Source organism: Alteromonas sp. 5E99-2 (genome assembly GCF_017368475.1).
Lineage (GTDB): Bacteria > Pseudomonadota > Gammaproteobacteria > Enterobacterales > Alteromonadaceae > Alteromonas_F.
In genome coordinates, this window is record NZ_JAFNJE010000001.1 from 206216 (window position 1) to 228694 (window position 22479).

A 22479-nucleotide genomic window follows, 5' to 3' on the forward strand; every position below is an offset into this window, starting at 1 on the left:
AAATAAATAAACCTTTACAATCAACAAACTAAAAACAAAACCATCTTATAAACACAAATCAAATGGTAAAAAAACAGCAGGTTTGTAAAAAAAGCTGACATCAAATTGCTTTAAAAACCCAACAAAACCAAAAGATACCGACCGATATACAGCTACAATCGCCATATAATTCATATTGTTACAGTTAATTACAATCATATTCATAATGTTTAATTCACTATGAAACAAAATGGTGAAACCTGCGTCATTTTAGCTTTACATACTAAATATTTTATTCTTTGCAGAATAAATTATATAGTCTTTTATCTTCAAACTGTACCCATTAAGTTACCGTGATTTTTACTTTTTCCTTAGTAAGCTCTAATCCCAACCAAATTAAACAGTGGTTAACTAAGCTAGAAGCCTTATATAGCCTAAGTTTAACCGTTCTTGAAGAGCGATGCGTTATTGGATTTTATCAAAAAAAAGTCCAGTCGCAGAACGATGTTAGTAGTTCATTTAATCAGCGAACTAGAAACTCTGATTCAGATTTTCACTTTATTAGCCACAATGCTAGCGTAGAGCATGCCATTAACCGTCACTCCTCTGATTTTGAAAGAATATTATCTGACTCCGAAGGACCATTTACTCTTGTACAATGGAACCGAACCTCGGAAACCCTCAGAACAGCTTGTGACCCATTAGGTCAATATACTTTACATTACGCTCAAAACGACGATGGTTTTATATGTAGCAGCGAAGCCTCATTCATAGCAACATTAATTAACGTTAATCGACTTAAGGAAGAAGGGATTAGTTGTTGGTTAGCAGGACAGCCGAACCCCAGCACACAACTTTTTGACGTTATACGCCCCTTGCCTTTCGCTCATTATATAGAGCTAACTCACAACGCACTTAAAGTTAAAGAGTTTTGGTCAATCAAGCCTTCAAATCACAAAGCAGCCTCTGATCCCGATGCGACAGCCCAGTTTGAACACTTGTTAAAACAATCAGTAACACAGAGTATTGGAGTTGATCATTCCAGTGTTGTCAGCCAAATGAGCGGCGGTATGGACTCATCTAGTGTGACCGCGCTTGCAATAGAGCATCAGCACAACAACAGTAATAAGCTAATCTCGCTTTCTCATTTTTACAGTAAAAGCCCCGAATCTGATGAAAGCGACCTGATCAAGCTGCTTAATAATTCGCTCGATTGCGATGATCATATTCTAATGGCTGCGGACAACGACCAATACAGTGACTTCTTGTCGTTATACCCAACGGATTTTGATAGCCCTGGTACGGTTTTGTCACCCCGTTACCACCATGAATTCCAACATTGCCAGCATCACAATGCGTCATTGCTATTAACCGGCAATGGCGGCGATGAAATGTGCTGGGGGCATGCTTCAGCTTATACTCAACGTTTTATGAGGGGTGACATTTCGGTTATAAAAGAGGTTTTTCTCGGGTGTAAACAAACCGGTATACCTTTTCGAGCGGTCGCTAAAAAGCTGTTTATTAAGCCCCTAGTGCCCAATTACATTATGTCATTGTTAGGGAAGCAAACTAGATCAGAGACAATAGATTTACCGAATTGGCTCACGCCACAAGGACAAGGTCTTGCCAATGCATCGCTAACAATAACATCGCCATATTCTCAAGCCGAAAACTCAGTGCATTTTGCTCGTCATCATACACTTAAGACAACCGCGACTTTTAATTCTCTGCGATCTTATCAAAAGGTTGGCGCGCAATACGGTATTAAAGTCGCCCACCCCTTTTTTGACAAAAACATTGCTCAACACAGCTTTGATGTAAGCCCGAAGCAACTTATACGAGGCGCATACCCTAAATGGTTGTTACGTTCTGCAATGGACAAGTATTTACCTAAAGAAGTATGCTGGAATACACATAAAACAACGTTTGATCAACACTTTACTAAATTAGTTAGGGACAATGCTGTTCAATTGAGAAATGTACTTTCCCATCCCAAACTAGCCGATTTGGGGCTTTTAGAGCCTGGCCCTTTGTTAGCTCAGTTTGACAATGTTGTTCAAAATAAAGCGGGATATGTCACTGTGGATTTACTTTACGCCATTTTAACTCAAGTATGGATAACTCAGCATCATAACGATTAACTCTTTAGTACCTTTAAAAGCTGTTTCCCATGCTCAGAACCTACTAATTTGGTATAAGTACTCACAGTTTCCTTGCTATCGTTAACGGGGTCACCTTGAAACTCTAGCCAACTGTGCGCTTTCAATTCGTTGCTCTCTTCTGACCGCTTTACGCCAATACAAAGAGCTAAATCAACGCCTTTTCGCAGTAGTATTTGTCGTGTAACCAAACAACGACGTAAGCAATTCATATGGCCCCAATGCGCTCTTCCTGCTTTTTCTATAATGCGAATTAGTGAGAGAATATAGGTAAGATCTTGGTTTTGCCTAGAAATGGCACTGTTAAATAAGGCTTTACTCCACCACTCATAAGGGGTGAAGCGAATAGCTAAGTCCCATTTAGCAAACATCAACCATGCACCACAAAATTGGGCTTTTTCTAATAATGAAAGCTTCAGAAAAGCCTTAAAGGCGTGCAGCAAGGCCTTGTTCCACTAGTTGCTCAAGTAAACTCTCGGTATCAATTTTTGCTTGCTCTGCACTCACTTCATAGGTTTCCAGTAAGGTTTGAGTTATTTTAGCCTCGTCATGTCCAGATTGACATTCCTCTACAATTAATGCGCCGACTTCATTCAACGTAAAGTATTCCCCAGAAGCGGGTTCAAGTAATACCATTTCGTCAGCCACTCTTTGTAAAAGTACGCCAGGCTTGATTTGGATCTGAGCCATAAGAGTATGTCTTCCTTTTTAATTTTTATAGTTAACGCGCAATTAAACTACCACTATTTAGCTCAAATGCATACTCAGCCACATCCTCCAATGAGGGATCGTGAGAAATCATAATTACTGTATAGCGTGAAAATAAAGATGCAAATTCTTCTTTAAATGTTTTTCTTGCAACACCATCTAACATAGAAGTAGGCTCGTCTAGCAACAATATCTTGGGTTCAAGTAATAACACTCTAGCCAATGCAATACGCTGACGTTGACCCCCAGATAATTTTAAGCCGCCTTCACCCACTTGAGTGTCGTACCCCAAAGGCAGCGACTTTACTAACTCATGTATTCCCGCTTGTTTTGCAGACGCTATAATGTGTTTTTGTGACGGATTAGCTATACCATAAATAATATTGTCGTAAATGGTACCGTTAACCAACATGACATCTTGAGAAACTAAACCAATTTGCGAACGTAATGATGATGAGTTTATCTTTTGAATATCTTGACCATCAACCAATATGCGCCCATTAGAAGGTTCGTAAAAACGCATAAGCAAATGCAATAACGTAGTCTTTCCACCGCCATTTTTCCCCCAAATCAGCATCGATGACTTCGCAGGTAAAACGAACGAAAGGTTAGATAATACAGGTTTATTATCTAGATAACCGAAAGATACATTTTCAAACCGAATATCGCTATTGCTAATGTCTATTTGTGAGCCTGTATCCTCTACTGATTCTCCGTCTACATGATATATAGTAAGTAATCGCGACGACGCACCCACAACTTGCTGCACTTGCCCATACAAGCTCGCAAGACTGCTTAATGGCCGGGTAAAAATAAACCCGTATAAAAGCAAACTAATAAGATCAGAAACAGTGAGGCCACCACTTTGAAACTTCAACAAACAAATTACAATCACCAGTAAAATAGCCACCGACGATAGAAATTGCACTAATGGCGAAAGCATCGACTGAAGACGAAATTGCTGTGAGCGTAAATCTAAAATATCGTCATTATGCTGTTTGAATTTGATTGATTCACTGCTCTGGCGATTAAAAGCTTTTATCAATGATATTGCGCCAATATTTTCGCTGGCAAGTGCAATTGAGTCTGCCTGTCGTTGGACTAATGCCTTTGAAATAGGGTGCATATTGCGGCCAATCAATTTGATAATAATATACACCGCAGGAGCAAGAATACAGATTGCGAGAGTGACAAATGGATCGATGAAATACATAAGTATTACCGCTCCAATCAACACGAGAAGATTTGGTAATAAATTGGTAAATACTGACGACGCAAAGAAGCTAACTATAGCTAAATCATTACTTAGCATGCTAAGCACGTCGCCCCTTTTGGTATTTTTAAAGTACTGGATAGGCAATAGTTGAATATGGTCGTAAAGGCGGCAACTTAACTTTGCCATAATTTGCGCACCTAGCACGTTTACCTTATAGCTAGACCAAAAACGAAATAGTCCCTGTAGCGCAAATAAACCAACCCACGCTCCTAAAATTTTATAGTGTTGGTTTCCAAATACGGTGTTGTCTTGTAAAAACAATTCTGATTGTTTACCTACAAAGTAGGGGATGGCTAGGCTGACTACGGTTTCAAAAAGCATAAGTGCGGCAGCTACGAGAAACGCCGACCTATGCTCTTTAAAAACTTTAATACCGTAATGTAGCCTAAGATTAGTCACGTATTAATTTTAAAAGCTAGTCGATGGCGGGAATAGGCATAAGGGGGGATAATATCTCCCCTACTCGCCTGAATAAACGCATACGCGTAGTGCCCATTCTCCACACAAGGCCAATTTCTCTATATGCCATATCTTCAGCAGGTAATGCATCTAGCTCTGTATTTGCAAGAATACCTTGGTTCAAAGCAAGCTCAGGAACAAAAGTATATCCTAATTTACTATTGGCAAGTTGTACTAATGTATACAAAGAACTGGCTGCAAGGGAGCTTACTACGTCTCTGTGCTGCAAACTACAAGCACTTACAGCATGCTCTGTCATACAATGTTCTTGCTGCAATAAGAAAACACTTCGGTCTGGTAATGCATCTAAATTCATTGGTGAGGGCAAAGTTTTCGACACTGAATTGTGAGCTACCAAATGAAACGGATCATGGCCGATAACCATTTGCTTACAACCAGGCGTTGCCATAGGTAAAGCCAAAACCAATAAATCTAGTTCACCATCGTTCATTTGCTCTAACAAATTAGCGGTAGTGTCTTCTTGCAGTTCTAATGTGATATCGGGAAGAAAAGCCGAGAAAGCACCGATCATTTGCTGAAATAAAAATGGCGCAATGGTCGGAATAACACCTAAGCGCAGTTGGCCTCGGTCCCATGTACCTGCATTTTGCGCATATTCAATAAGTTCACCAGCTTCTTGTAGTAGCTTTTTACTTCGTTCAACTATTTCAATGCCTAAAGAGGTGAAAATAAATGTTTTGTGATCTCGTTCTAACAGCTGGCAACCAAAATGCTCTTCTAAATTTTGAATAGCAGTACTTAACGTTGATTGACTCACATTACATCGAGCCGCAGCACGATTAAAATGCTGTTCTTGATATAAAGTAACTAAATAATGTAAGTGCTTTAAATTCGGCCATTTCATAAATAAATCATCCTACGCCAAATGCAATTTTTAGCGCGAAAAAGAAAATAATTGATAGCAATGCGCCCGCCGGTAAGGTAATTACCCACGAAACCACAATTTTTCTAACAACACCTAAATTCAATGCTGATACGCCACGGGCTAAGCCAACGCCTAAAACTGCGCCGACTAAAGTTTGCGTGGTGGATATAGGCAAACCTGTACCAGATGCCAATACCACGGTTGTCGCAGCGGCTAATTCAGCAGCAAAACCTTTACTTGGAGTTAGGTGTGTTATGTTTTCACCAATTGTTTTTATCACTCTATGACCAAACAATGCAAGTCCCGCAACAATACCAATGCCACCAAGAGGTAAAATCCAAGGGGCAAGTGTTGCACTACTACTGATTTCACCGCCTGATTTAACAACGCTAACAACGGCCGCTAACGGACCAATTGCGTTGGCAACATCATTTGAGCCATGAGCAAACGCCATACAGCATGCAGTGATAACCATTAAAATGGCGAATACTTTTTCAACATTTGCCGTTTGCGTTTCTGTGTCTTGGTCATCGGAAAATGTTTGCCGATTAATAAAATAAACACCTACAATCGCAACTGCAATTGCCACAGCGATAGACACCAAATAAGCATCCGTTGAAGTGAGCTCTAAACCAAGGTGTTTAAGCCCTTTTTTCATGGTCACAAGAGCCATAACAAACCCAGCGGCAGCCATATAGAAAGGCACATATTTTCGCGCTTTTTCAAACGGGTTTTGAGTATCAAATATAAGTTTGTGAGCGCTGAGATAAATTAACGCAGCTATAATGCCTGAGATAGCGGGTGTAACAACCCAACTTCCTATTATTCCACCTACTTTCGCCCATGCAACCGCATCAGGACTAATACCGATTGCTGTAAAACCAACAATGGCTCCCACAATACTGTGAGTGGTTGAAACAGGCCAACCTTTCCAAGAAGCCATTGCCAACCAAATGCCTGCAGCCAACAACGAAGCAATCATACCTAACACCAATTGTTCAGGTATGGCGCTAAAATATTGCGGGTCAATGATGCCTTTGCGTATGGTTTTCGTTACTTCACCGCCGGCTAAATACGCCCCAGCAAATTCAAAAACCATCGCAATAACAATCGCTTGTTTAATTGTTAAAGCTTTAGAACCTACAGAAGTTCCCATTGCATTGGCAACGTCGTTCGCGCCAATACCCCATGCCATAACAAAACCGACTACCGCAGCTAAAATAATTAATAGCGTGCCGTAAGTATGTAACAAATCCATCAATAATCGCCTTTTTTAAAACACCGCATTTTTGCAGCGGGGGGATAATAACCGATTACGCTTTTATTCCCAATAAATCCGACATAAAAGAGCGTTTATTTTCCCATTTCATCGATTTTTCGGGTCAGTGTTTCCAATGGAACGTGCCTAACATCGCTTCCTCTAGCTAGATACACCACATATTCACATATATTTTTACATCTATCGCCAATACGCTCTAAAGAACGCAATGCCCATAAAACTTCCAGCCAGTCTTCCATATCGCCGGTATTTTTTTTCATTTCTGCAGCAATATGAGTAAGTAGCTTCTTATATTCACTGTCGATAATATTGTCACTATCGTAGACTTCTAACGCTGAATCGTCGTCCTGACGAGCAAAGGCATCAAAGGTTCCTCGCATCATATGAATAACGCGGTCACCAATATTTGCCATGCTACTTTTAATATCCTCAGAATGAGGAAGCTTGTTTTTCGTTACTAGTTTTGCAATGCGCTCTATTTCATCACCCATGCGCTCTATATCTGCCGTGGTTTTAGATACCGTCATAACCAAACGCAAATCAGAAGCTGTAGGATGACGCTTAGCAATAATGCGCATGCATTCTTCGTCGATTTGAATTTCCATTGAATTGATTTTTATATCATTCAAAATAACTTGTTCCGCTAACCCTGCATGGTTATGACGGATGGCATATAAGGTATCCACCATTTGTTTTTCTAGTTCCCCTCCCATGGTCATCACCGAATGCCTGAGGTTTTCTAGTTCAATATTAAATTTCGCAGATATATGGGTGTTAAATGCAATACTTTTCATTTCAGCGCCTCTCGATTAACCATAACGGCCTGTAATGTAATCTTCCGTTTTTTTCTTTTGAGGCATAGTAAACAACGTGTCACTGTCACTGAATTCCACAACTTCACCTTGATGCATAAATGCCGTGTAGTCAGATACTCTAGACGCCTGTTGCATGTTATGAGTAACAATAATTACGGTGCAACGTTTTTTCAATTCCACCATAAGCTCTTCAATAATTAAGGTGGTAAGAGGGTCAAGTGCAGAAGTAGGTTCATCAAGCAATAGTATTTCAGGCTCCAAAGCAAGAGCTCTCGCTATAACAAGACGCTGCTGTTGACCTCCAGATAAAATAGAAGCGGGTTCAAACAAACGATCTTTCACTTCCTCCCACAATGCAGCATCGACTAATGCTCGCTCTACTGCATCATCCATTTTTCTTCGTTCTTTTAAGCCCTGTAAACGCAAACCATAAGACACGTTGTCATAAATATTCATAGGAAAAGGGTTTGGTTTTTGAAATACCATGCCTACGCTGGCCCGAAGACGAGACACATTTTCTTTTTTACTATTGATGTTGCGTTTATTGATGAAGACTTCACCACTGACTTTACAGTCAGTAGCAAGTTCATTCATTCGGTTAAAGCACCCCAATAAAGTCGATTTACCACATCCACTCTGGCCTATAAAAGCAGTTATCTGGTGCTTTGGTATACGTAAATTAATATCCCGAAGCACAGGCTTTTCGCCAAAAGACAGATTCAGGTTATTTACCTTGATAGCTGTTTGTTCGTCACTAAGTTGATAAACATTGGGTTTATCGTAATTAAACAGTTTAAGCATAAATGTTATATCGCCAATATTATTGGTAACGTTCTCGAAGTCGTGCACGTAGGGTGACAGCAACGATATTTAAAAACAATACAACCAACAGTAATAAACTGCACGTTGCAAACATCATTGATGCACCTTGAGGGTTAATCTGAGTGGAAAATGCACCATCGTATATAAACACCCCTAAGTGCATAAATTGCCTCTCTAAGTGAACAAATGGAAACTCGCTATCCACCGGCAACTGGGGTGCAAACCTCACAGCTCCAAGTAACATCAACGGAGCGACCTCACCGGCTGCACGAGCAATAGCTAAAATAATACCGGTTATGATACTTGGACTCGCAATGGGTAAAACCGTATACCAAATGGTTTCACTTTTCGTTGCGCCTAAAGCATAACTGCCTTTGCGTAACCCTTGTGGGACCCTATTCAAACCTTCATCTGTGGCCACGATAACTACAGGTAAGGTCAATAAAGCCATGGTGACCGACGCCCAAAAAATACTGGGCGCTCCCATAGTGGGTGCAGGTAAAGCATCAGAAAAAAACAAAGCATCAATGTTGCCACCGACTACATACACCAGAAACCCAAGACCAAATACGCCATAAACAATTGCGGGTACCGCAGCCATATTGCTAATACACACTCGCATAGCGGTAACAAGTAAATTGTTAGGGGCGTATTCGTGAATATACACCGCAGAAAGTACACCAAAAGGCGCTACGATTAATGTCATTAGTAACACCATAACAACTGTTCCAAACAACGCGGGAAAAATCCCTCCTGCTGTATTGGATTGTTTAGGGTTTTCACTTAGAAATAACCACAGTAGGTTAAAAGCATGCTTAATTTTTCCAATCCAAGTCATATTAGATGGAAACGAAATTGAATGAATATCTGCCAAAACAATAGCAATCGATTCGCCTTTAACATCCGCCATATTTAACGAAAACGTGTCCCGTTTATTTTCTAATTCGGCAATGGTCTTTTGCAGTGATTGATACTTTAGCAAGGCGCTTTGCTGTATAGGATTTATTGAAGGTGAGGATTTATCGACGCTTGCCAGAATTTTATCTATTTCTGTCAGTTCATTTTGTTTAATTTCATCAATTTCTTCGCGAATATCGTCAATGATATTAAGGTATTTATCGAGTTCGGATAAGCTGACTTTTAGGTCCTTGGAAGAACGAATGTGTTGAGGAACAGCAAACAGTTTTCGACCGTCTATTAAACTAATATTAGCGACATCAGACCTTTTTTCTATATTGCTAATTTGGCGACTATGCAGCGGTAATTGAGCTTGATAAATAGTATTTTCAGTAGATGCTGTTACCCGTCCTGAAAAATTCTCAGAGTAACCACTTGGAAATTGAGCAAACACAATGTGTTGCTTACCGTTATCATCCTTATATGACACTTGATAGACTGGAGGTGACAAAAAATACCCACTGCCCTTAGTAAAAACAAACGCCAGTAAAGAGAGAAGCACTAGAAGCAACAAGGTTGTACAAAATGCACATAAATTCACAATAAAAGAATGATTTTTACTAGCAGGTAACCACTTAAACATACTTCACCTGTTTACGCATCTTGTACCTTAAGCCTTCGGCAACTGTGTTAAAACAGAAGGTAAAAACAAACAACAAGGTTGCGGTAAAAAACAACACTGTATAAAGTGCACTACCTACTTCTGCTTCGGTGAGTTCAATAGCAATATTTGCGGTAAGAGCACGCAAATTTTCGAAAAGGCTCCAATCAGATATTGGTGAATTACCTGTAATCATTAATACGATCATCGTTTCTCCAATAGCACGACCAAAGCCAAGCATAATCGCAGCAACAAGCCCAGGTATTGCAAACTTAATTACAACACTTTTTAAGGTTTGTAACTTTGTAGCGCCTAAGGCAAAAGAGGCATTTTTTAACGATGTAGGAACAGAGTAAATGGCATCTTCCGCTAAGGTATAAATAGTCGGAGAAATCGCGATGCCAAGAGCAATCGAAACAATTAGCGTTGTTTTAGTTAAACCAGAGAAGACCGTTGTCACTGACATAACCTCTGGCGCAAGACTAAAGCAAATAATCGCCCATAAACTTACGCTTAAACAAGCCAAAAGCGCTTGCACACTGAAACGTAAAGGCCGAGGTAACCGATTAGCGTACACATTTTGTAAAAAAGCTAAGCCCAATGCTAAAAGAGGTACCGTAAGAATAAATAACCCAATACCTATCAACAACTGTTCAGCAATAGGAATCAAAAACACTGCGGCGATAAATCCCAGCATTACAGATGGAATAGCTTCTAGCATTTCAATCGCTGATTTAATTCTGTTTCGCCAATGATTTGGTGCAAAATACCCTGTAAAAATAGCCGCGCCAAGGGCAATAGGAAGCGCAATGATAAGCGCACTCATCGCTGCTTTTATGCTTCCGATAAACAAGGGAACCAAGGCGTATTTTGCTTCGTTAAAGTCGCTTCCTGTAGTGGTTTGATAAATATACTGTTCGTGCTGGTAACCTTCATACCTCTGCTTTGCGAACAAGGTATTAAGGGTAACGATACCAGCCTTGTTTTCTAGGTGAAGTATTTCGGTTTTGTTTGAGTACATCAGATAAACAGTATCATCAATAAAAGAAAGCGTTTTGGGTTGAGTAGCTAAGGTTACACTATCAAATATTTCTCCTGACACTCGATTAAACAACAAAACTCGTCGTTGATTGGTCAGAATTACGGCTCCATTAGTTTCGCCATGAGCTTTAACGGCTACAGGAACTTCGTTGGCGTTAAGTTCCATAGTATAGGTAGGTGAATACAAAAACTCCCCATCTTTGTTAAACATAACCCAACGTGAAAGCGAGTGTTCACCACTTGCCAAGAAAATACTTCTGTTTTCTTCAAGCGGTAATATAGCCGTAATTTCTTTATCGACTTGGTAGTATTGCGTCAGTTCGTTTTGTTCGATTTGAATTTCAAAATTATTCTCGAAATAGGTTATTTTCCCTTGATATGCTGGGAGAACAACTAAACCGGCTCCTGATGCTTTTGGTATAATTTCAGTACCTTGTAAGTGGGCCGAACCATGGCTGAATTGTCCCCAGAATATAACTTGCCTAGTACTGTCAGACGCCAAAATAGCGAAATTCGGTTCTGAGACAAATACCTGATAAGAAGGCGTAGTTTGCCAATCAGAATAAAACACAGAAAGTACAGCACTATCTAAAGAATACACACCTTGGGGAGTTATATTAGAAATAGTCAATTCACCGGTTTGAGCAATATCAAACAACCAACGTTTGTTTTTATTTTCGGCGATAAGCAGTGTATTAGCACACTGCGCAAAGTAACGAGTTTCAGTCTTGTTTAACTCAGTCGCTTTAAAAAAGTCTAACCCGCATTGACTATTACCTGTAATGACCAGCCCATTATCGCTTAGGTTTCCAGTACTAACCAACTGAGCCTGACTCATATACACCGTATTTTCATGGGTCAGATAGGGGGGCATGAAAAGTGGCATAGTTTGCGACAACAAATGCCATATCATCACTAACAGAGTCGCCAACACACTGATACCAAAAAACGTGATCATCCTGCGTGCAATGACGTCTTTACGCGTTCTATTTTTTTGGTGTTGTGCGGGTGTTTTCATTCATTGGACTGTTGCAATAAATTCCTGTTCAGCAGTGTAAGTTGTGTTAGCGTAATATCAAGTAATTTGACAATATACTTATAGAAAAATCCTGTGAGGTAACATGAAAACTATCGTTATAACTATTCTTGGTAAAGATCAGCCCGGTCTCGTGGATAATTTAGCCAAACATGTTTTTGCGCACAAAGGCAATTGGCTTGCGAGTAATTTTGCGCAAATGTCAGGGCAATTTGCAGGTTTTGTAGAAGTTCATGTTCCACATGATACCCATGATGCGCTGATCAATAGCTTAAACACCATTGAAGATATTCATGTCCAATCAGTATCTGCCATAGAAAAAACATCGCCAATGCCACAGCAAAGCATGGTCATTAATGTTCTAGGCAACGACAAGGCAGGTATAGTGCAAGAACTAACTGCCGTACTAAATCAACAAAAACTGAACATTCGCAGTATGGAATCATGTTGTGAAAGTGCGCCCAATTGGGGTAGCTTGATGTTTAAAGCCACGATTGTAATCGATGTACCGGAAGAGTTTGATGGTGACGATTTAATTGAAGCATTAGAGGCTGTAGCCAATGATTTAGTGGTAGATATCTCAACTTATACGTAACTAACAGGATTCAGGTTAACTAGATGGATGTTATTTTTTAAATACGGCTATGACTTTGCCAATAAGAGCATGCTTATCAACTAACCCCATTTGTTCAGAAGAAACACTTTGTGGGTTATCACCTTGTAGCAATAAAGACTGTGGTTTAATAATTTCGCGAACGCGCTTTACAATCACACCATAACTCGGGTGGTTAACTACAACAGCATCACCTTTTAGTGTCTTCATGAAGGGCCATTTCGCTACAACAATATAATCACCTTCAGAATAAGTGGGAGTCATACTCACTCCCACTACTCTTATTATCTTAAAACCAAGCAAAAAGTAATTAGCTTAGTTTAGGATATACAACTTGTGCAGCAGGTGGGTAAGGGCATGTTGCTTCAAAAGTCTCAACACCTTTAGTTGCCCAAAATGCAGCCGCAAATTCATTAACTAATTTAAGTAAATTCTCTGCTTTTTCTTTATCAACGTGCTGTTTACATGCAGAACCAGCAAGCATAATAGAATGCACTAAGCTATGAATATCAGGGAATTGCTCAAACTGAGGCGCTTTGAAGTAATCACCCCAAATAGTACGTACTTCAGCTTTCGCTTTTTCTGCATGAATTTCTTTTTCGCGTACAAGGCGAGAAAGTTGAGCTTGATCAGCAATAGACAGTTCGCCTTTGCTACCTAACTCAGTAATAAGGTCACAAAAACGGATGACGCTAAGTACTGCGATTTGCGCAGTGCTAGGATCATAAATTTTGCAAGGAATATCACAGTGAGCAGACGCAGTTTGAAAACCAAACAGTGAATCAAGTGCTTTTACGATAGAATGGCTCATTATTGATTCTCTCCTTGCTTACGAGATTTAGTGTATTTAGTGGCTGCAAACGTTAGTGCAGCTACTGCCGCTAGAATTGAACCATAAAACAAAACGTGCATCATGCTGCTAGTCCAGTGGCCGTGGTCATGACCTTCGTGAGCAAAAGCAGGCAATGACGCCATTGTTAAAAGTAGCGATTGCATGACGTATTTTACGTATTTGTTCATAGCTTTCTCCAAATTGATTGAATGTATGCGTGTTTAGAATTGCGTTAAAGAAGGCAGCCCAACCATAAGGTCGCCCTGACGCCTATTCGATATAGTAATGTAAAAAACAAAATATCAAAGTGATTATGATAGTTAAATTACATAGTAGCAACTGCTGGTTTACAGTCATTTGAATCTTTGTTCACAGATTAGCCAAATTGAAGCCGTTTATCCCGTTCAAATAAGCCAAAGTGAGTACCTTTTACGAGTATAGGTAAAATTGGGTTCAGTTTGTTTACCTTAAAAAATACCCAGCCATTAGCTGAACTTCTTTTCTACATTGCATTAACTGCTGTTCAGAATGCAAACTAGTCACTAAACGCTGAATAGTAAACAAGGGACGAGAAATATTATCAAAACACAAACTTCGCCAATGACCATCAATATAAGTGTCACAAATAGCGTCGAGCAATACATTAACCACACGGTAATGTAGCCTTCTTTTTTGCACTACGCTTACAATGTTTCCGGCTTTTTCTTCGCTTAATAAAATGTAACGGTTCAATAAGCTAGGATTATCAGGCTCTTCGCCATGTCGCACTGCCGCTTCAACAGCGTTAAATAGCTCTTCCATTTCGCTATTTAGGCCTGTATTCAATGGGTAACCCTAACACTTGCAGGAATCATATTGCCTTGCCCATAAACTTTGCTAGTTTTACCCGTTAACGACTCGATGCAGTTTTTTAGAAAGCTGATCTTGTTAGGTTCAGTTGCAGGATCGCGAACAGCTGCATCTAACCAACGCAGTGCACGGTTTGATATAGACGAGGTGTATTTTTCCGATCCTGTTTCTTTTAAGCAATCTTGAAGCTGAATAGCAAGTAAAGTAAGTTCGGTTAACAGCCATGTTTTGTCTTTACCATATAATTCTAAAAGAATTTCCGTAGCTTCAAACGCACACCCTAAAAAAGGCACTGCTTTTTTCCATGATTCTTGCTGTACTAGATACTCCCCCTTACGGTGTGCATCCTCTATAAAATCAATACCTTGTTCAGAATGAAAATATAGCCAATCTTTATGAGTCGGGCATAAGAATGTCATTGCCATGGTTTACCTTCTCTATGTCATTTTTCATGTCATTAATAACAACGATAGATCAGAACAAATACTTATGCAAATGATAATTATTACTATTTATTAAAATTTTAATACATAAAAAAATGGAGCCTATTAAAGCTCCATCGGTATAACTCTAATGTAAAATAATTTGCTAAGCCGAAAACATCAATGTCATATGATTATCAAATTGAATATCACTGATACTCGCAATAGCAGTTTCATGCTGCAATTTACCATTCAAAAGCTTTCCCGCACCCGATGACATAATGACGCGATTACTTTCCAATGCTAAACCCGCGGCATCTTTTAACTCAAAGAGTTTTTGCATATCGCGGCTATGTCTATCCCACACCGCGACCCGGTCGCCTCTGGGGCAAGTAACATAAAGCGTATCGTCAGTAACACATAAACTTGCAATATACTGATGCATACTCTGCCATTGTTCTTCAGTGGCTTTCATGGCAACAAGCTGCTGCCCACGTTTATGATGATAAACCAAGGGAAACTGCAAATTGTAATCACCATTAAACTGCATGCCTAAATACACGTCACCTTGTTGACTAACTACCAAGTGCCTTGCACTTTGTTGGTGGTGCTCTGGATAAACCTGCTCTACCACTTCACCTGTATGCCTGTTTACATAAGACAAATTAGGCTGCATAGACTCTAAGTTTAACTTTAATCTAGGCATATCTGGATGAGTAATGATTCCGCCATTAGCGATAACCAAATGCTCTTGGTCCGGCATTAAAGCGAGTTCATGAGGCCCAATCCCGCCTGAACTGAATCGGTTGACCACCTTATAATCGCTGGTTTGCCGTACTACTATCTCACCAGTTTGTGCCTCATAATTATTTTCTGAGGTATACAAAAGCGCACCGTCGGGAGAGACAACACCATGGCCATAAAAATGACGGCCTTGTTCGCTGTTAAACGTATTGGTAATGTCACCGGTAAGCACGTTTATTTCTATTGCGAACGTATCTGGACGGCGAGCCAAAACTAAAACATGATTCGGCTTATGAGGCAACGCCAATGAGTCGTGTGCCCGTTTTGGTAACCGAGTTTTACTCACTAGATTACCGTCTAAATCAAGGGCCGCTAGAACATAGTGCCCTTTTACGTCCCTAGCGGCGCTCACAATTAACTGTGGTGATTGAGCCATGGCTGTATTCACCACTACAGGCAAAGCCCCAATTGCTCCTATAGCAGCAGCGCCGAATAAGAACTGACGTCTAGATACATTAGAAGGCATATTTCACACCTACAATGGCTTGCCTCGGCTTATTAGGACGGGCACCAAAAGGTCTACGAGATACAATTTCTTGTTCGTCGGTCACATTATCTAATTTAGCGTAAAGACTAAGTTGATTGTTTACACTGTAAGTTCCGCTTAAATCGAAAACACTTAAGCTTTCAGTAGAGGCGCCGCTTAATGCTTCCCCTAACCCCGCAGTTTCAATCATTTCGTCGATATATTTATACGCTAACTCAACCCGTAAATCGTTCCAGTGTGCGCCAACTCGAATAGCCAAGATATGATTGGGTAAATAAGGTAACTCGTCACCTGCGGTTACACTCCCCCATTGTGAAAAGTCGGAATCGAAGGAGGTTTGGAATTCAGATTCAGTGAAGGTATAAGCAACATTGAATGGAATTTTCACTGCACCCACTTCAAAGGTTTTGCTTAATTCAAATTCAGCACCGTAAACATCAACTTCCCCGCCGTTAAATTCACGATCTATGTCTTCAAGACACCCACTGGAAAACGTACAAACACCTAACAAGTTTTCATAGTCGTTGAAAAAACCGATAAGCGATGATGACCATCCCGCGTATTGCCCCCTAACCCCTAGTTCATAGTTCCAACTTTCTTCTGGATCTGCTTCTTGGGTACCAGCATCCAAAATATCCGTTGTGGGTGAATTGGGAACAAAACCACGGTTAACTCCAGCTAATAACCCAATATTGTCATTGAACTGATAAAACACCCCAGCGCCGGGCAATACCACAGTATCAGAATTGTCTGTTTCGGTGCCTGTTAATAAGTTTTTTGCATTGCCGTCTATGTATTCAACTCGGGTACCTACCGATGCAGTGAGCTTCCCTTTTTCAATTTGAACATCAGTATAAGCTGCTACCGCCGTAGTTTCGTCTCGGTTTTCCGTGGTGACTATGTCGCTATTACCATCTCGCTCAAGAATACCTGAACGGATGACAAATGAGCGGTCTCGGTGTAAACGCTCAACTTGATCTTGATGCACTCGTAACCCCGATTCAATTTTCACATCAAAATCGCGGTATTGAGTTTCAACAATCAACTTGGTTTGTATACCCTGAGAGAAAAATTCTCTGTCGTTTAAGGTTTGAAATAAAACATCGTCATCAAATAACGAATCTCGCTCACCGGTTAAAAGTGCCAATAACGACTCGTTAAAACCTGTGGTTGGAGACGCAAGTACTTCCGCAATAGGTCGTGTGCTACCAAAGCGGTTTAATCTGTCCCAGTCTCTATCGAAATCTCTGCGATAAGCTTGAGTAAACAAGGTCATAGAGGGAGATAATTCAATATAGTGACTCAACGAAATAGACGTATGTTCGGAATCAAATTCATCGAGTTGACTTGCCGCATACCGGCGATTTGGGTTTATTGCAAAGTCTTCGTCTGTTAACCCTAAATAGGTTTCATTAGACACTTCGTCAGAATAAGACACTTTTAGTAAAAAACGTTGATAGTGATCAGTGTCGGTAATTTCATACGCTACTTTTCCGACAAGCTCTGATTTATCAAACCCCGTATCGCCGCCGCCATCGAGTTCTTTAAAGCCGTCGGCACCAATATAAATACCTTCAAGTTGTGCGTCGAAGCCATAGGCACTTTGACTAACTCGGCCATACGCTTTGCGGTAGCCTTGCTCTCCACCGGCTAAATCAATATCACCGGTCCCCGATTCACCGATAGGTGTAGACACTAAATTAATGGTGCCTCCTACCGTGTTTGGCCCAAATCGAATAGCCGATGGCCCTTTAAATACCTCTACTTTTGATATACGTGAAACCACTGGGAAAAAATAAGCCGCAGGTGCTGAATAGGGGGCAGGCGAAATTAAAATGTCGTCTTCTAGCAACGCAATTTTACTGCTTCGCTCAGTGGTCGCACCTCGTAATCCTATATTTGGTCTTAGGCCGTATCCGTCTTCTTCACGAATATACACCCCGGGAACAGCCTGCAACACTCGGTGAATATCGTCGTATTCAAACTGCTCTAACAACTCTTGATCAACAATGCTTGCTGATCCTGTCGCTTTGAGCAAATCGTTTTTTGAACCAAATATTTCCACTAGTTCTACATTTTTTTCTTCTTCAGCAAGCGCATAAGGTGCACAAGACATCGCGCAAGCAATCAGAGACAACTGGAGACCTTTCACATTAATCTCCATCGTTTGAGTTAAAGCCGATAGAAATATCCAAGGCTTGAATGAATTCAATGGAAATAAAATCGCGAATAATACGTAAATCTTCGATGATTACATTCACCTGAGCGCGTCCAGCGTCGCTGCTTAATGCTTGTTCTAGTGAGTCAAAATCAGCATTTAACGCTGCAACACTAGCTTGAGCAGTATCAATTGCAGATTGCATATCTTGAGCAATTTCATCTTGTTCAAGTATGTCGGTTAAAATACTGTCGTAACCTAAACCGTCTGCATTCACAAATAGAGTTTCTATAGCGTCTAGGTTAGCAGCAATAGCGGCAATGGACTGAGCACTTCTAAAATGCTCTGAGATATCAATAATACCTGGGCTCTCAGTACCAAGCGGATCTAACAGTTTGTCGTCTTTTACACTTTCAACGTGTTCAAGCCAATTGGTAACAAGTTCTTCAATGGCATCTCGTATTGATGTAAATTCACCAGTGCCTGTAATAAGTTGCTCTTGAAAGTTTCCACCTGTAGGTAGCCAAGAATCCAAAACCTCTGTGGAAATATTTTCTACATTTTCGGCTACCGCTAACAACACCTCACATCGCTTGGCAGCATCCGTCGCAGTCAGCAATGAATCACTTTCATTATCTGGATAAAGCAATAATTCTAATGCCGGTAAACCTTGTCCGCCTACATTCTGCGTTGCAACAAAATCAGCAGTCACCACATTAGGGTCATCTAATAAATCTTCTACCGCTCGAGTAACAACATCTGACGAATCAGGGAAAAACTGAATTCTAAAATCAATGGGATTAATACCAGAGGCTATACCACCTACGCCAACCCATTGAATAGATTGCCACGCTAAATTTGTCTGCGCCCATTGTGCTCTAACCGCATCTAAATCACCTGAACTAGGAGATGTTAAAGCGCAAAAAGATTGAGTTCCAGCGAAGAAATCTTGCGCTTCAGACGTCAAATTCTCGTACCCGGGAATAATTACATTGGCAGATAAATCTGTTAAATATTGAACAAACCCTTCATCAATCGTCAAAGCATCTGGAGTTGGATCTACGGGAGTTGTAGGCTCTGTTGGCGTAACGACAGGAGTATCATCACTGTCGGAACCACCGCCTCCACCACAAGCCGTTAACAAAAACGCGGCCGTTGCCGCAGCGCCAGTAGAAGTGAATTTATTCATCGGTATTTACCTTAAATTGATTTTAAAAACACGACCAGTGCGTCACGATCATGTTTGTTCATATTTATAAATGCTTGTTTACTTTGCTCGCCTTCACCACCATGCCAAAGAATGGCTTCGGATAGCGTATTCGCCCTGCCATCGTGTAAAAATGTGGCAGACGATCTGTAATTTATTTGTAACCCTAGCCCCCACAATGGCGGCGTTCTCCACTCATTGCCATTGGCGTCATTTTCCAGCGTATTGTCGGCAAGCCCTTCACCCATGTCATGTAAAGCAAAATCCGAGTAGGGATAAATTTTTTGTCCTGACAAATAAGGATCAGCGTAATCCTGCGATGTGGTGAAACTAGGTGTATGACAGTTTACGCATCCAGATTTAAAGAATAGTTCTCTGCCATCCTGCGCAACACCTTCAGTTAGCTGTCTTGCAGGAGGCACCCCTATCCATCGAGAAAAATCCATAACTAAGTCAAGTAACTTATCAGGAATTTCAGGCCCTTTCTGACCGCCAAACTCCGACGCTTTTTCGCACGCCACTTGTGTCTCAGTGCATACATCACCGGGGAAAATTGTATTGTTGATTCCAATATCATTTTTAAAGGCACCAGCCACTTGTTGACGCAATGTACTATGCAGCCCTTTTAAACCAAAACGCCCAATCCGCGTTTCCCCAGTTTGCGCATCCTGAACACGGTTATATTTTGCAGAAATACCATTGTTATCTTCATCATTCACATCTTCCAAAGCGATGAAATCGCTTTCATCAATGGCGTCGATTAACCCTGCGCCATAAATAACAGGTGCAAATCGAGGAGAGATACCTATTCCCTTATGTAATTCACCGTAATTTAATTCCACCAGCTCATAACTAGGTTTACGCAGACTGTATTTTTCGCCATCTGCATAGGCCCCTTCGATTTCACTATAAGACAGTTTAAGTTTACCTTCCCCCAACAATTTTGCTCCCCAAGAAGCATGCTGTAGCGGGATTGCTCTGGGTTGAAACTGCCCGCCATAAACAGGATCAACTAAATTTCTGTCCTCAAACGGGTTCAGCCTAATAATAAGTGCTGATGGAAGAACAATGCCTTCGTTTTCGGCGTTCCCACGAGCACCATCTAAATGACAACTAATACAAGAACGGGTGTTAAATAATGGCCCTAGTCCGTCTCTATCTTTAGTAGTACTAGGAGCAGTAACCCAAGGATCTCTAAATAAAGAAAAACCAGTCCAAAAGTTCAATTCAGCCATAGAAGGAATGCCTTCTCCGGCATTCACAAATGTACGTTTAGACACCCGCTTTGATGTCATTTCGCCACCGGGCTTTAATTCCGACTCATCAAATGGAGGAGCGTGTTTAGTTTCACCACATGCGACTATGCACAATATCAAACACGCCCAAATAACCCCTTTTCTTTTCATTACAAAGATTCAACAAACGCCAGTAAATCCGCTCTTTCATCCGCGGTGAAATTCATAAAACGTTGCTTGCTCTGTTCCGCTTCACCACCATGCCATAAAATAGCTTCTTCGATAGTACGCGCTCTGCCATCATGTAAAAATGTAGAACTTGCATTCACGGTTTGAACGAGTCCAATTCCCCATAAAGGTGGTGTTTTCCACTCGCTACCAAATGCATCGCCTTGAGCTACGCCGTCCGCTAAACCGTCACAGCGCTGCACATATTGGCATTCTTCACCTGCGCTGCAAGCCAAGCCTTCAAGAGTTTCTCGAGTGACTTCACAGCTACCGCCCATATCGTGAAGAAGCAAATCTGTGTAAGGGTAAATAACTTGATTCGACAAAATTTCTATCGGTTCTGCACCATCGCTTAAACCTACTAGTGATAATTCACCTAAAACACTGCCCGCTGCTTCTCCGGTAACATGCCTTGCAGTATGACAACCTGTACAGTTGGCATCGAAAAACAGTTCTCGACCAGCAACAAGATTATCATCAAAAACCGCATTTGCTTCATCAAAGCCACGACGAACCGGCACGCCTAGTACACGATTATAAAATTCTACGAAGGCGAGTTCTAAATCGGCAAAATCAGTGACATCATCAACTTCAGTTTCTTCTTGTGCTCGTTGGAGGCAAGCAATTTGCGCATCAGTACAGTTCTCATCAGGAAAGACTGACGTGGTAATGCCCATATCACCTAAATACGCGCTGGCTGTTTGTTGTAAAACACTGGTTGTTTGCGCTTTATAACCAAAGCGGCCTAATGTGTCTTCACCAGTAAATAAATCGCTAACAATAGACGCTTTCCCTGAAATTCCATCGTTATCTTCATCTGACTCATCAACCAAAGACAAGATGTTTTCCGCAGGGATAGCACCAAGTAAACCAGCACCAAAAACCTGAGGCGCTATACGTGGTGAAAATTGAATGTCATCGACAAAGGGCCCATAACTCAACGTTTTAACGCGGTATGTTGGTTGTCTCAGTGAATACGTCTGTCCATCAGGGTAGGTTCCAGTAACTTCTTCGAAAACAATAAACGGGAATGCTTCACCAAATAATGCGTCGCCATTTACTGAACCGTCAAACACTGGAAAACCTGATTGAAAATCAGACGTAGTAAAGCTTTGCTCAGCAAATGTTTGCAACTGACTACCATAAGTCGGGTCGGCATTGCCATTTGAATCTGACAGCTTCATTAAAATACTGACAAAAGGATCATCATTTGACGCGGGTAATACACCACGGCCGTCGTTTAAATGACAGCCTTGGCAACTATTAGAGTTTAATAAGGGGCCTATGTTTGTGTGCGAACTTCGAAACAGTAGGTCTCCACTAGTAAAATTGGCATCTAAACTAAAATCAGCGGCTATGGCATCAGGGCGAGTTTCAAATGCTTGAGCGTTTGCCAAAAAGACGCTTGTATCACCACCAGATAAGAACTCTTGTGCTAGCGGAGTAGAAGAATCCAGAGGCTCTAAACCACTGTGGTCGACAACAGGGTCAGTAGGAACAGGATCGGAAGGCACGGGATCAGGAGTTGGAACAGGTGTTGCAGTTGAGTCGTCATCAGACCCTCCTCCACCACATGCAAATAAAAGAGTGCTGCTACAAGCTATTACAATAAGTTTTTTGTACATA

The 22479-nt window shown here is 40.9% G+C and carries 21 protein-coding genes; 2 read left to right on the forward strand and 19 right to left on the reverse strand.

The features are described from left to right. Window positions 1-332 precede the first annotated feature (332 nt). Window positions 333-2120, forward strand: a complete 1788-nt coding sequence (locus J3L16_RS16510) for an asparagine synthetase B family protein (RefSeq protein ID WP_207610996.1) — start codon at window positions 333-335, stop codon at window positions 2118-2120. Here the strand turns inward: J3L16_RS16510 and J3L16_RS00970 are convergent. The 9 genes from J3L16_RS00970 to J3L16_RS01010 form a co-directional block, all read right to left on the reverse strand. Then, window positions 2117-2509, reverse strand: coding sequence for a lasso peptide biosynthesis B2 protein (locus tag J3L16_RS00970; protein WP_207610997.1), 393 nt, complete (start codon window positions 2507-2509; stop codon window positions 2117-2119). The two genes, J3L16_RS16510 and J3L16_RS00970, sit on opposite strands and share 4 nt — an antisense overlap. Before the next feature lie 55 nt (window positions 2510-2564). Further along, window positions 2565-2828 carry a PqqD family protein gene (locus tag J3L16_RS00975; RefSeq protein WP_207610998.1) on the reverse strand — a complete coding sequence of 88 codons (264 nt, stop codon included), beginning with the start codon at window positions 2826-2828 and terminating at the stop codon, window positions 2565-2567. A 31-nt stretch (window positions 2829-2859) separates the two neighbouring features. After that, window positions 2860-4521, reverse strand: a complete 1662-nt coding sequence (locus tag J3L16_RS00980; protein WP_207610999.1) for an ABC transporter ATP-binding protein — start codon at window positions 4519-4521, stop codon at window positions 2860-2862. Window positions 4522-4537: 16 nt separating this feature from the next. Then, window positions 4538-5446: a hydrogen peroxide-inducible genes activator gene (locus tag J3L16_RS00985; protein WP_207611000.1), complete on the reverse strand. Its 909-nt coding sequence runs from the start codon at window positions 5444-5446 to the stop codon at window positions 4538-4540. 7 nt (window positions 5447-5453) lie between these two features. Continuing rightward, window positions 5454-6725, reverse strand: a complete 1272-nt coding sequence (locus J3L16_RS00990; protein ID WP_207611001.1) for an inorganic phosphate transporter — start codon at window positions 6723-6725, stop codon at window positions 5454-5456. Window positions 6726-6820: 95 nt separating this feature from the next. Beyond that, window positions 6821-7540, reverse strand: coding sequence for a phosphate signaling complex protein PhoU (gene phoU / locus J3L16_RS00995; RefSeq protein WP_207611002.1), 720 nt, complete (start codon window positions 7538-7540; stop codon window positions 6821-6823). 15 nt (window positions 7541-7555) lie between these two features. Beyond that, window positions 7556-8362 (reverse strand): phosphate ABC transporter ATP-binding protein PstB, encoded by an 807-nt coding sequence (pstB, locus tag J3L16_RS01000; RefSeq protein ID WP_207611003.1) that lies wholly within the window; start codon window positions 8360-8362, stop codon window positions 7556-7558. Window positions 8363-8381: 19 nt separating this feature from the next. Beyond that, entirely contained in the window at window positions 8382-9923 is a 1542-nt protein-coding gene (gene pstA, locus J3L16_RS01005; protein WP_207611004.1) for a phosphate ABC transporter permease PstA, read from the reverse strand. Beyond that, window positions 9916-12000: an ABC transporter permease subunit gene (locus J3L16_RS01010; protein ID WP_207611005.1), complete on the reverse strand. Its 2085-nt coding sequence runs from the start codon at window positions 11998-12000 to the stop codon at window positions 9916-9918. The genes pstA and J3L16_RS01010 overlap by 8 nt, the downstream gene beginning before the upstream one ends. 103 nt (window positions 12001-12103) lie before the next feature. On the opposite strand from J3L16_RS01010, the gene J3L16_RS01015 reads away from it, so the two are divergent. Continuing rightward, window positions 12104-12613, forward strand: coding sequence for an ACT domain-containing protein (locus J3L16_RS01015; protein WP_207611006.1), 510 nt, complete (start codon window positions 12104-12106; stop codon window positions 12611-12613). Window positions 12614-12643: 30 nt separating this feature from the next. Here J3L16_RS01015 and J3L16_RS01020 read toward each other — a convergent pair whose 3' ends face one another. The 10 genes from J3L16_RS01020 to J3L16_RS01065 form a co-directional block, all read right to left on the reverse strand. Beyond that, window positions 12644-12934: a S24 family peptidase gene (locus J3L16_RS01020; RefSeq protein ID WP_278252729.1), complete on the reverse strand. Its 291-nt coding sequence runs from the start codon at window positions 12932-12934 to the stop codon at window positions 12644-12646. Window positions 12935-12941: 7 nt separating this feature from the next. After that, window positions 12942-13442 (reverse strand): superoxide dismutase, Ni, encoded by a 501-nt coding sequence (gene sodN / locus J3L16_RS01025; RefSeq protein ID WP_207611008.1) that lies wholly within the window; start codon window positions 13440-13442, stop codon window positions 12942-12944. Next, window positions 13442-13651, reverse strand: coding sequence for a hypothetical protein (locus J3L16_RS01030; RefSeq protein WP_207611009.1), 210 nt, complete (start codon window positions 13649-13651; stop codon window positions 13442-13444). The genes sodN and J3L16_RS01030 overlap by 1 nt, the downstream gene beginning before the upstream one ends. A 274-nt stretch (window positions 13652-13925) precedes the next feature. Continuing rightward, window positions 13926-14288 (reverse strand): hypothetical protein, encoded by a 363-nt coding sequence (locus J3L16_RS01035; RefSeq protein WP_207611010.1) that lies wholly within the window; start codon window positions 14286-14288, stop codon window positions 13926-13928. Then, on the reverse strand, window positions 14285-14737 hold the full coding sequence (locus J3L16_RS01040) for a hypothetical protein (RefSeq protein WP_207611011.1): 453 nt from the start codon (window positions 14735-14737) through the stop codon (window positions 14285-14287). Before J3L16_RS01040 ends, J3L16_RS01035 begins: the two co-directional genes overlap by 4 nt. A 163-nt stretch (window positions 14738-14900) precedes the next feature. Next, window positions 14901-16004, reverse strand: coding sequence for a DUF1513 domain-containing protein (locus J3L16_RS01045; RefSeq protein WP_207611012.1), 1104 nt, complete (start codon window positions 16002-16004; stop codon window positions 14901-14903). Beyond that, a complete protein-coding gene (locus J3L16_RS01050; protein ID WP_207611013.1) occupies window positions 15994-18177 on the reverse strand; it encodes a TonB-dependent receptor in 2184 nt (727 codons plus the stop codon). Before J3L16_RS01050 ends, J3L16_RS01045 begins: the two co-directional genes overlap by 11 nt. A gap of 1 nt (window position 18178) precedes the next feature. After that, window positions 18179-19372, reverse strand: a complete 1194-nt coding sequence (locus J3L16_RS01055; RefSeq protein WP_207611014.1) for an imelysin family protein — start codon at window positions 19370-19372, stop codon at window positions 18179-18181. 11 nt (window positions 19373-19383) lie between these two features. After that, window positions 19384-20796, reverse strand: coding sequence for a di-heme oxidoredictase family protein (locus tag J3L16_RS01060; RefSeq protein ID WP_207611015.1), 1413 nt, complete (start codon window positions 20794-20796; stop codon window positions 19384-19386). Next, a complete protein-coding gene (locus J3L16_RS01065) occupies window positions 20796-22478 on the reverse strand; it encodes a di-heme oxidoredictase family protein (protein WP_207611016.1) in 1683 nt (560 codons plus the stop codon). The genes J3L16_RS01060 and J3L16_RS01065 overlap by 1 nt, the downstream gene beginning before the upstream one ends. Window position 22479: the final 1 nt, after the last annotated feature.

Coding starts and splice junctions, on each gene's coding strand:
- J3L16_RS00970 (WP_207610997.1), bottom strand. CDS start 2,509: ATGTTTGCTAAATGGGACTTAGCTATTCGCTTCACCCCTTATGAGTGG.
- J3L16_RS00975 (WP_207610998.1), bottom strand. CDS start 2,828: ATGGCTCAGATCCAAATCAAGCCTGGCGTACTTTTACAAAGAGTGGCT.
- J3L16_RS00985 (WP_207611000.1), bottom strand. CDS start 5,446: ATGAAATGGCCGAATTTAAAGCACTTACATTATTTAGTTACTTTATAT.
- J3L16_RS00990 (WP_207611001.1), bottom strand. CDS start 6,725: ATGGATTTGTTACATACTTACGGCACGCTATTAATTATTTTAGCTGCG.
- phoU (WP_207611002.1), bottom strand. CDS start 7,540: ATGAAAAGTATTGCATTTAACACCCATATATCTGCGAAATTTAATATT.
- pstB (WP_207611003.1), bottom strand. CDS start 8,362: ATGCTTAAACTGTTTAATTACGATAAACCCAATGTTTATCAACTTAGT.
- pstA (WP_207611004.1), bottom strand. CDS start 9,923: ATGTTTAAGTGGTTACCTGCTAGTAAAAATCATTCTTTTATTGTGAAT.
- J3L16_RS01010 (WP_207611005.1), bottom strand. CDS start 12,000: ATGAAAACACCCGCACAACACCAAAAAAATAGAACGCGTAAAGACGTC.
- J3L16_RS01015 (WP_207611006.1), top strand. CDS start 12,104: ATGAAAACTATCGTTATAACTATTCTTGGTAAAGATCAGCCCGGTCTC.
- sodN (WP_207611008.1), bottom strand. CDS start 13,442: ATGAGCCATTCTATCGTAAAAGCACTTGATTCACTGTTTGGTTTTCAA.
- J3L16_RS01030 (WP_207611009.1), bottom strand. CDS start 13,651: ATGAACAAATACGTAAAATACGTCATGCAATCGCTACTTTTAACAATG.
- J3L16_RS01040 (WP_207611011.1), bottom strand. CDS start 14,737: ATGGCAATGACATTCTTATGCCCGACTCATAAAGATTGGCTATATTTT.
- J3L16_RS01045 (WP_207611012.1), bottom strand. CDS start 16,004: ATGCCTTCTAATGTATCTAGACGTCAGTTCTTATTCGGCGCTGCTGCT.
- J3L16_RS01055 (WP_207611014.1), bottom strand. CDS start 19,372: ATGAATAAATTCACTTCTACTGGCGCTGCGGCAACGGCCGCGTTTTTG.
- J3L16_RS01060 (WP_207611015.1), bottom strand. CDS start 20,796: ATGAAAAGAAAAGGGGTTATTTGGGCGTGTTTGATATTGTGCATAGTC.
- J3L16_RS01065 (WP_207611016.1), bottom strand. CDS start 22,478: ATGTACAAAAAACTTATTGTAATAGCTTGTAGCAGCACTCTTTTATTT.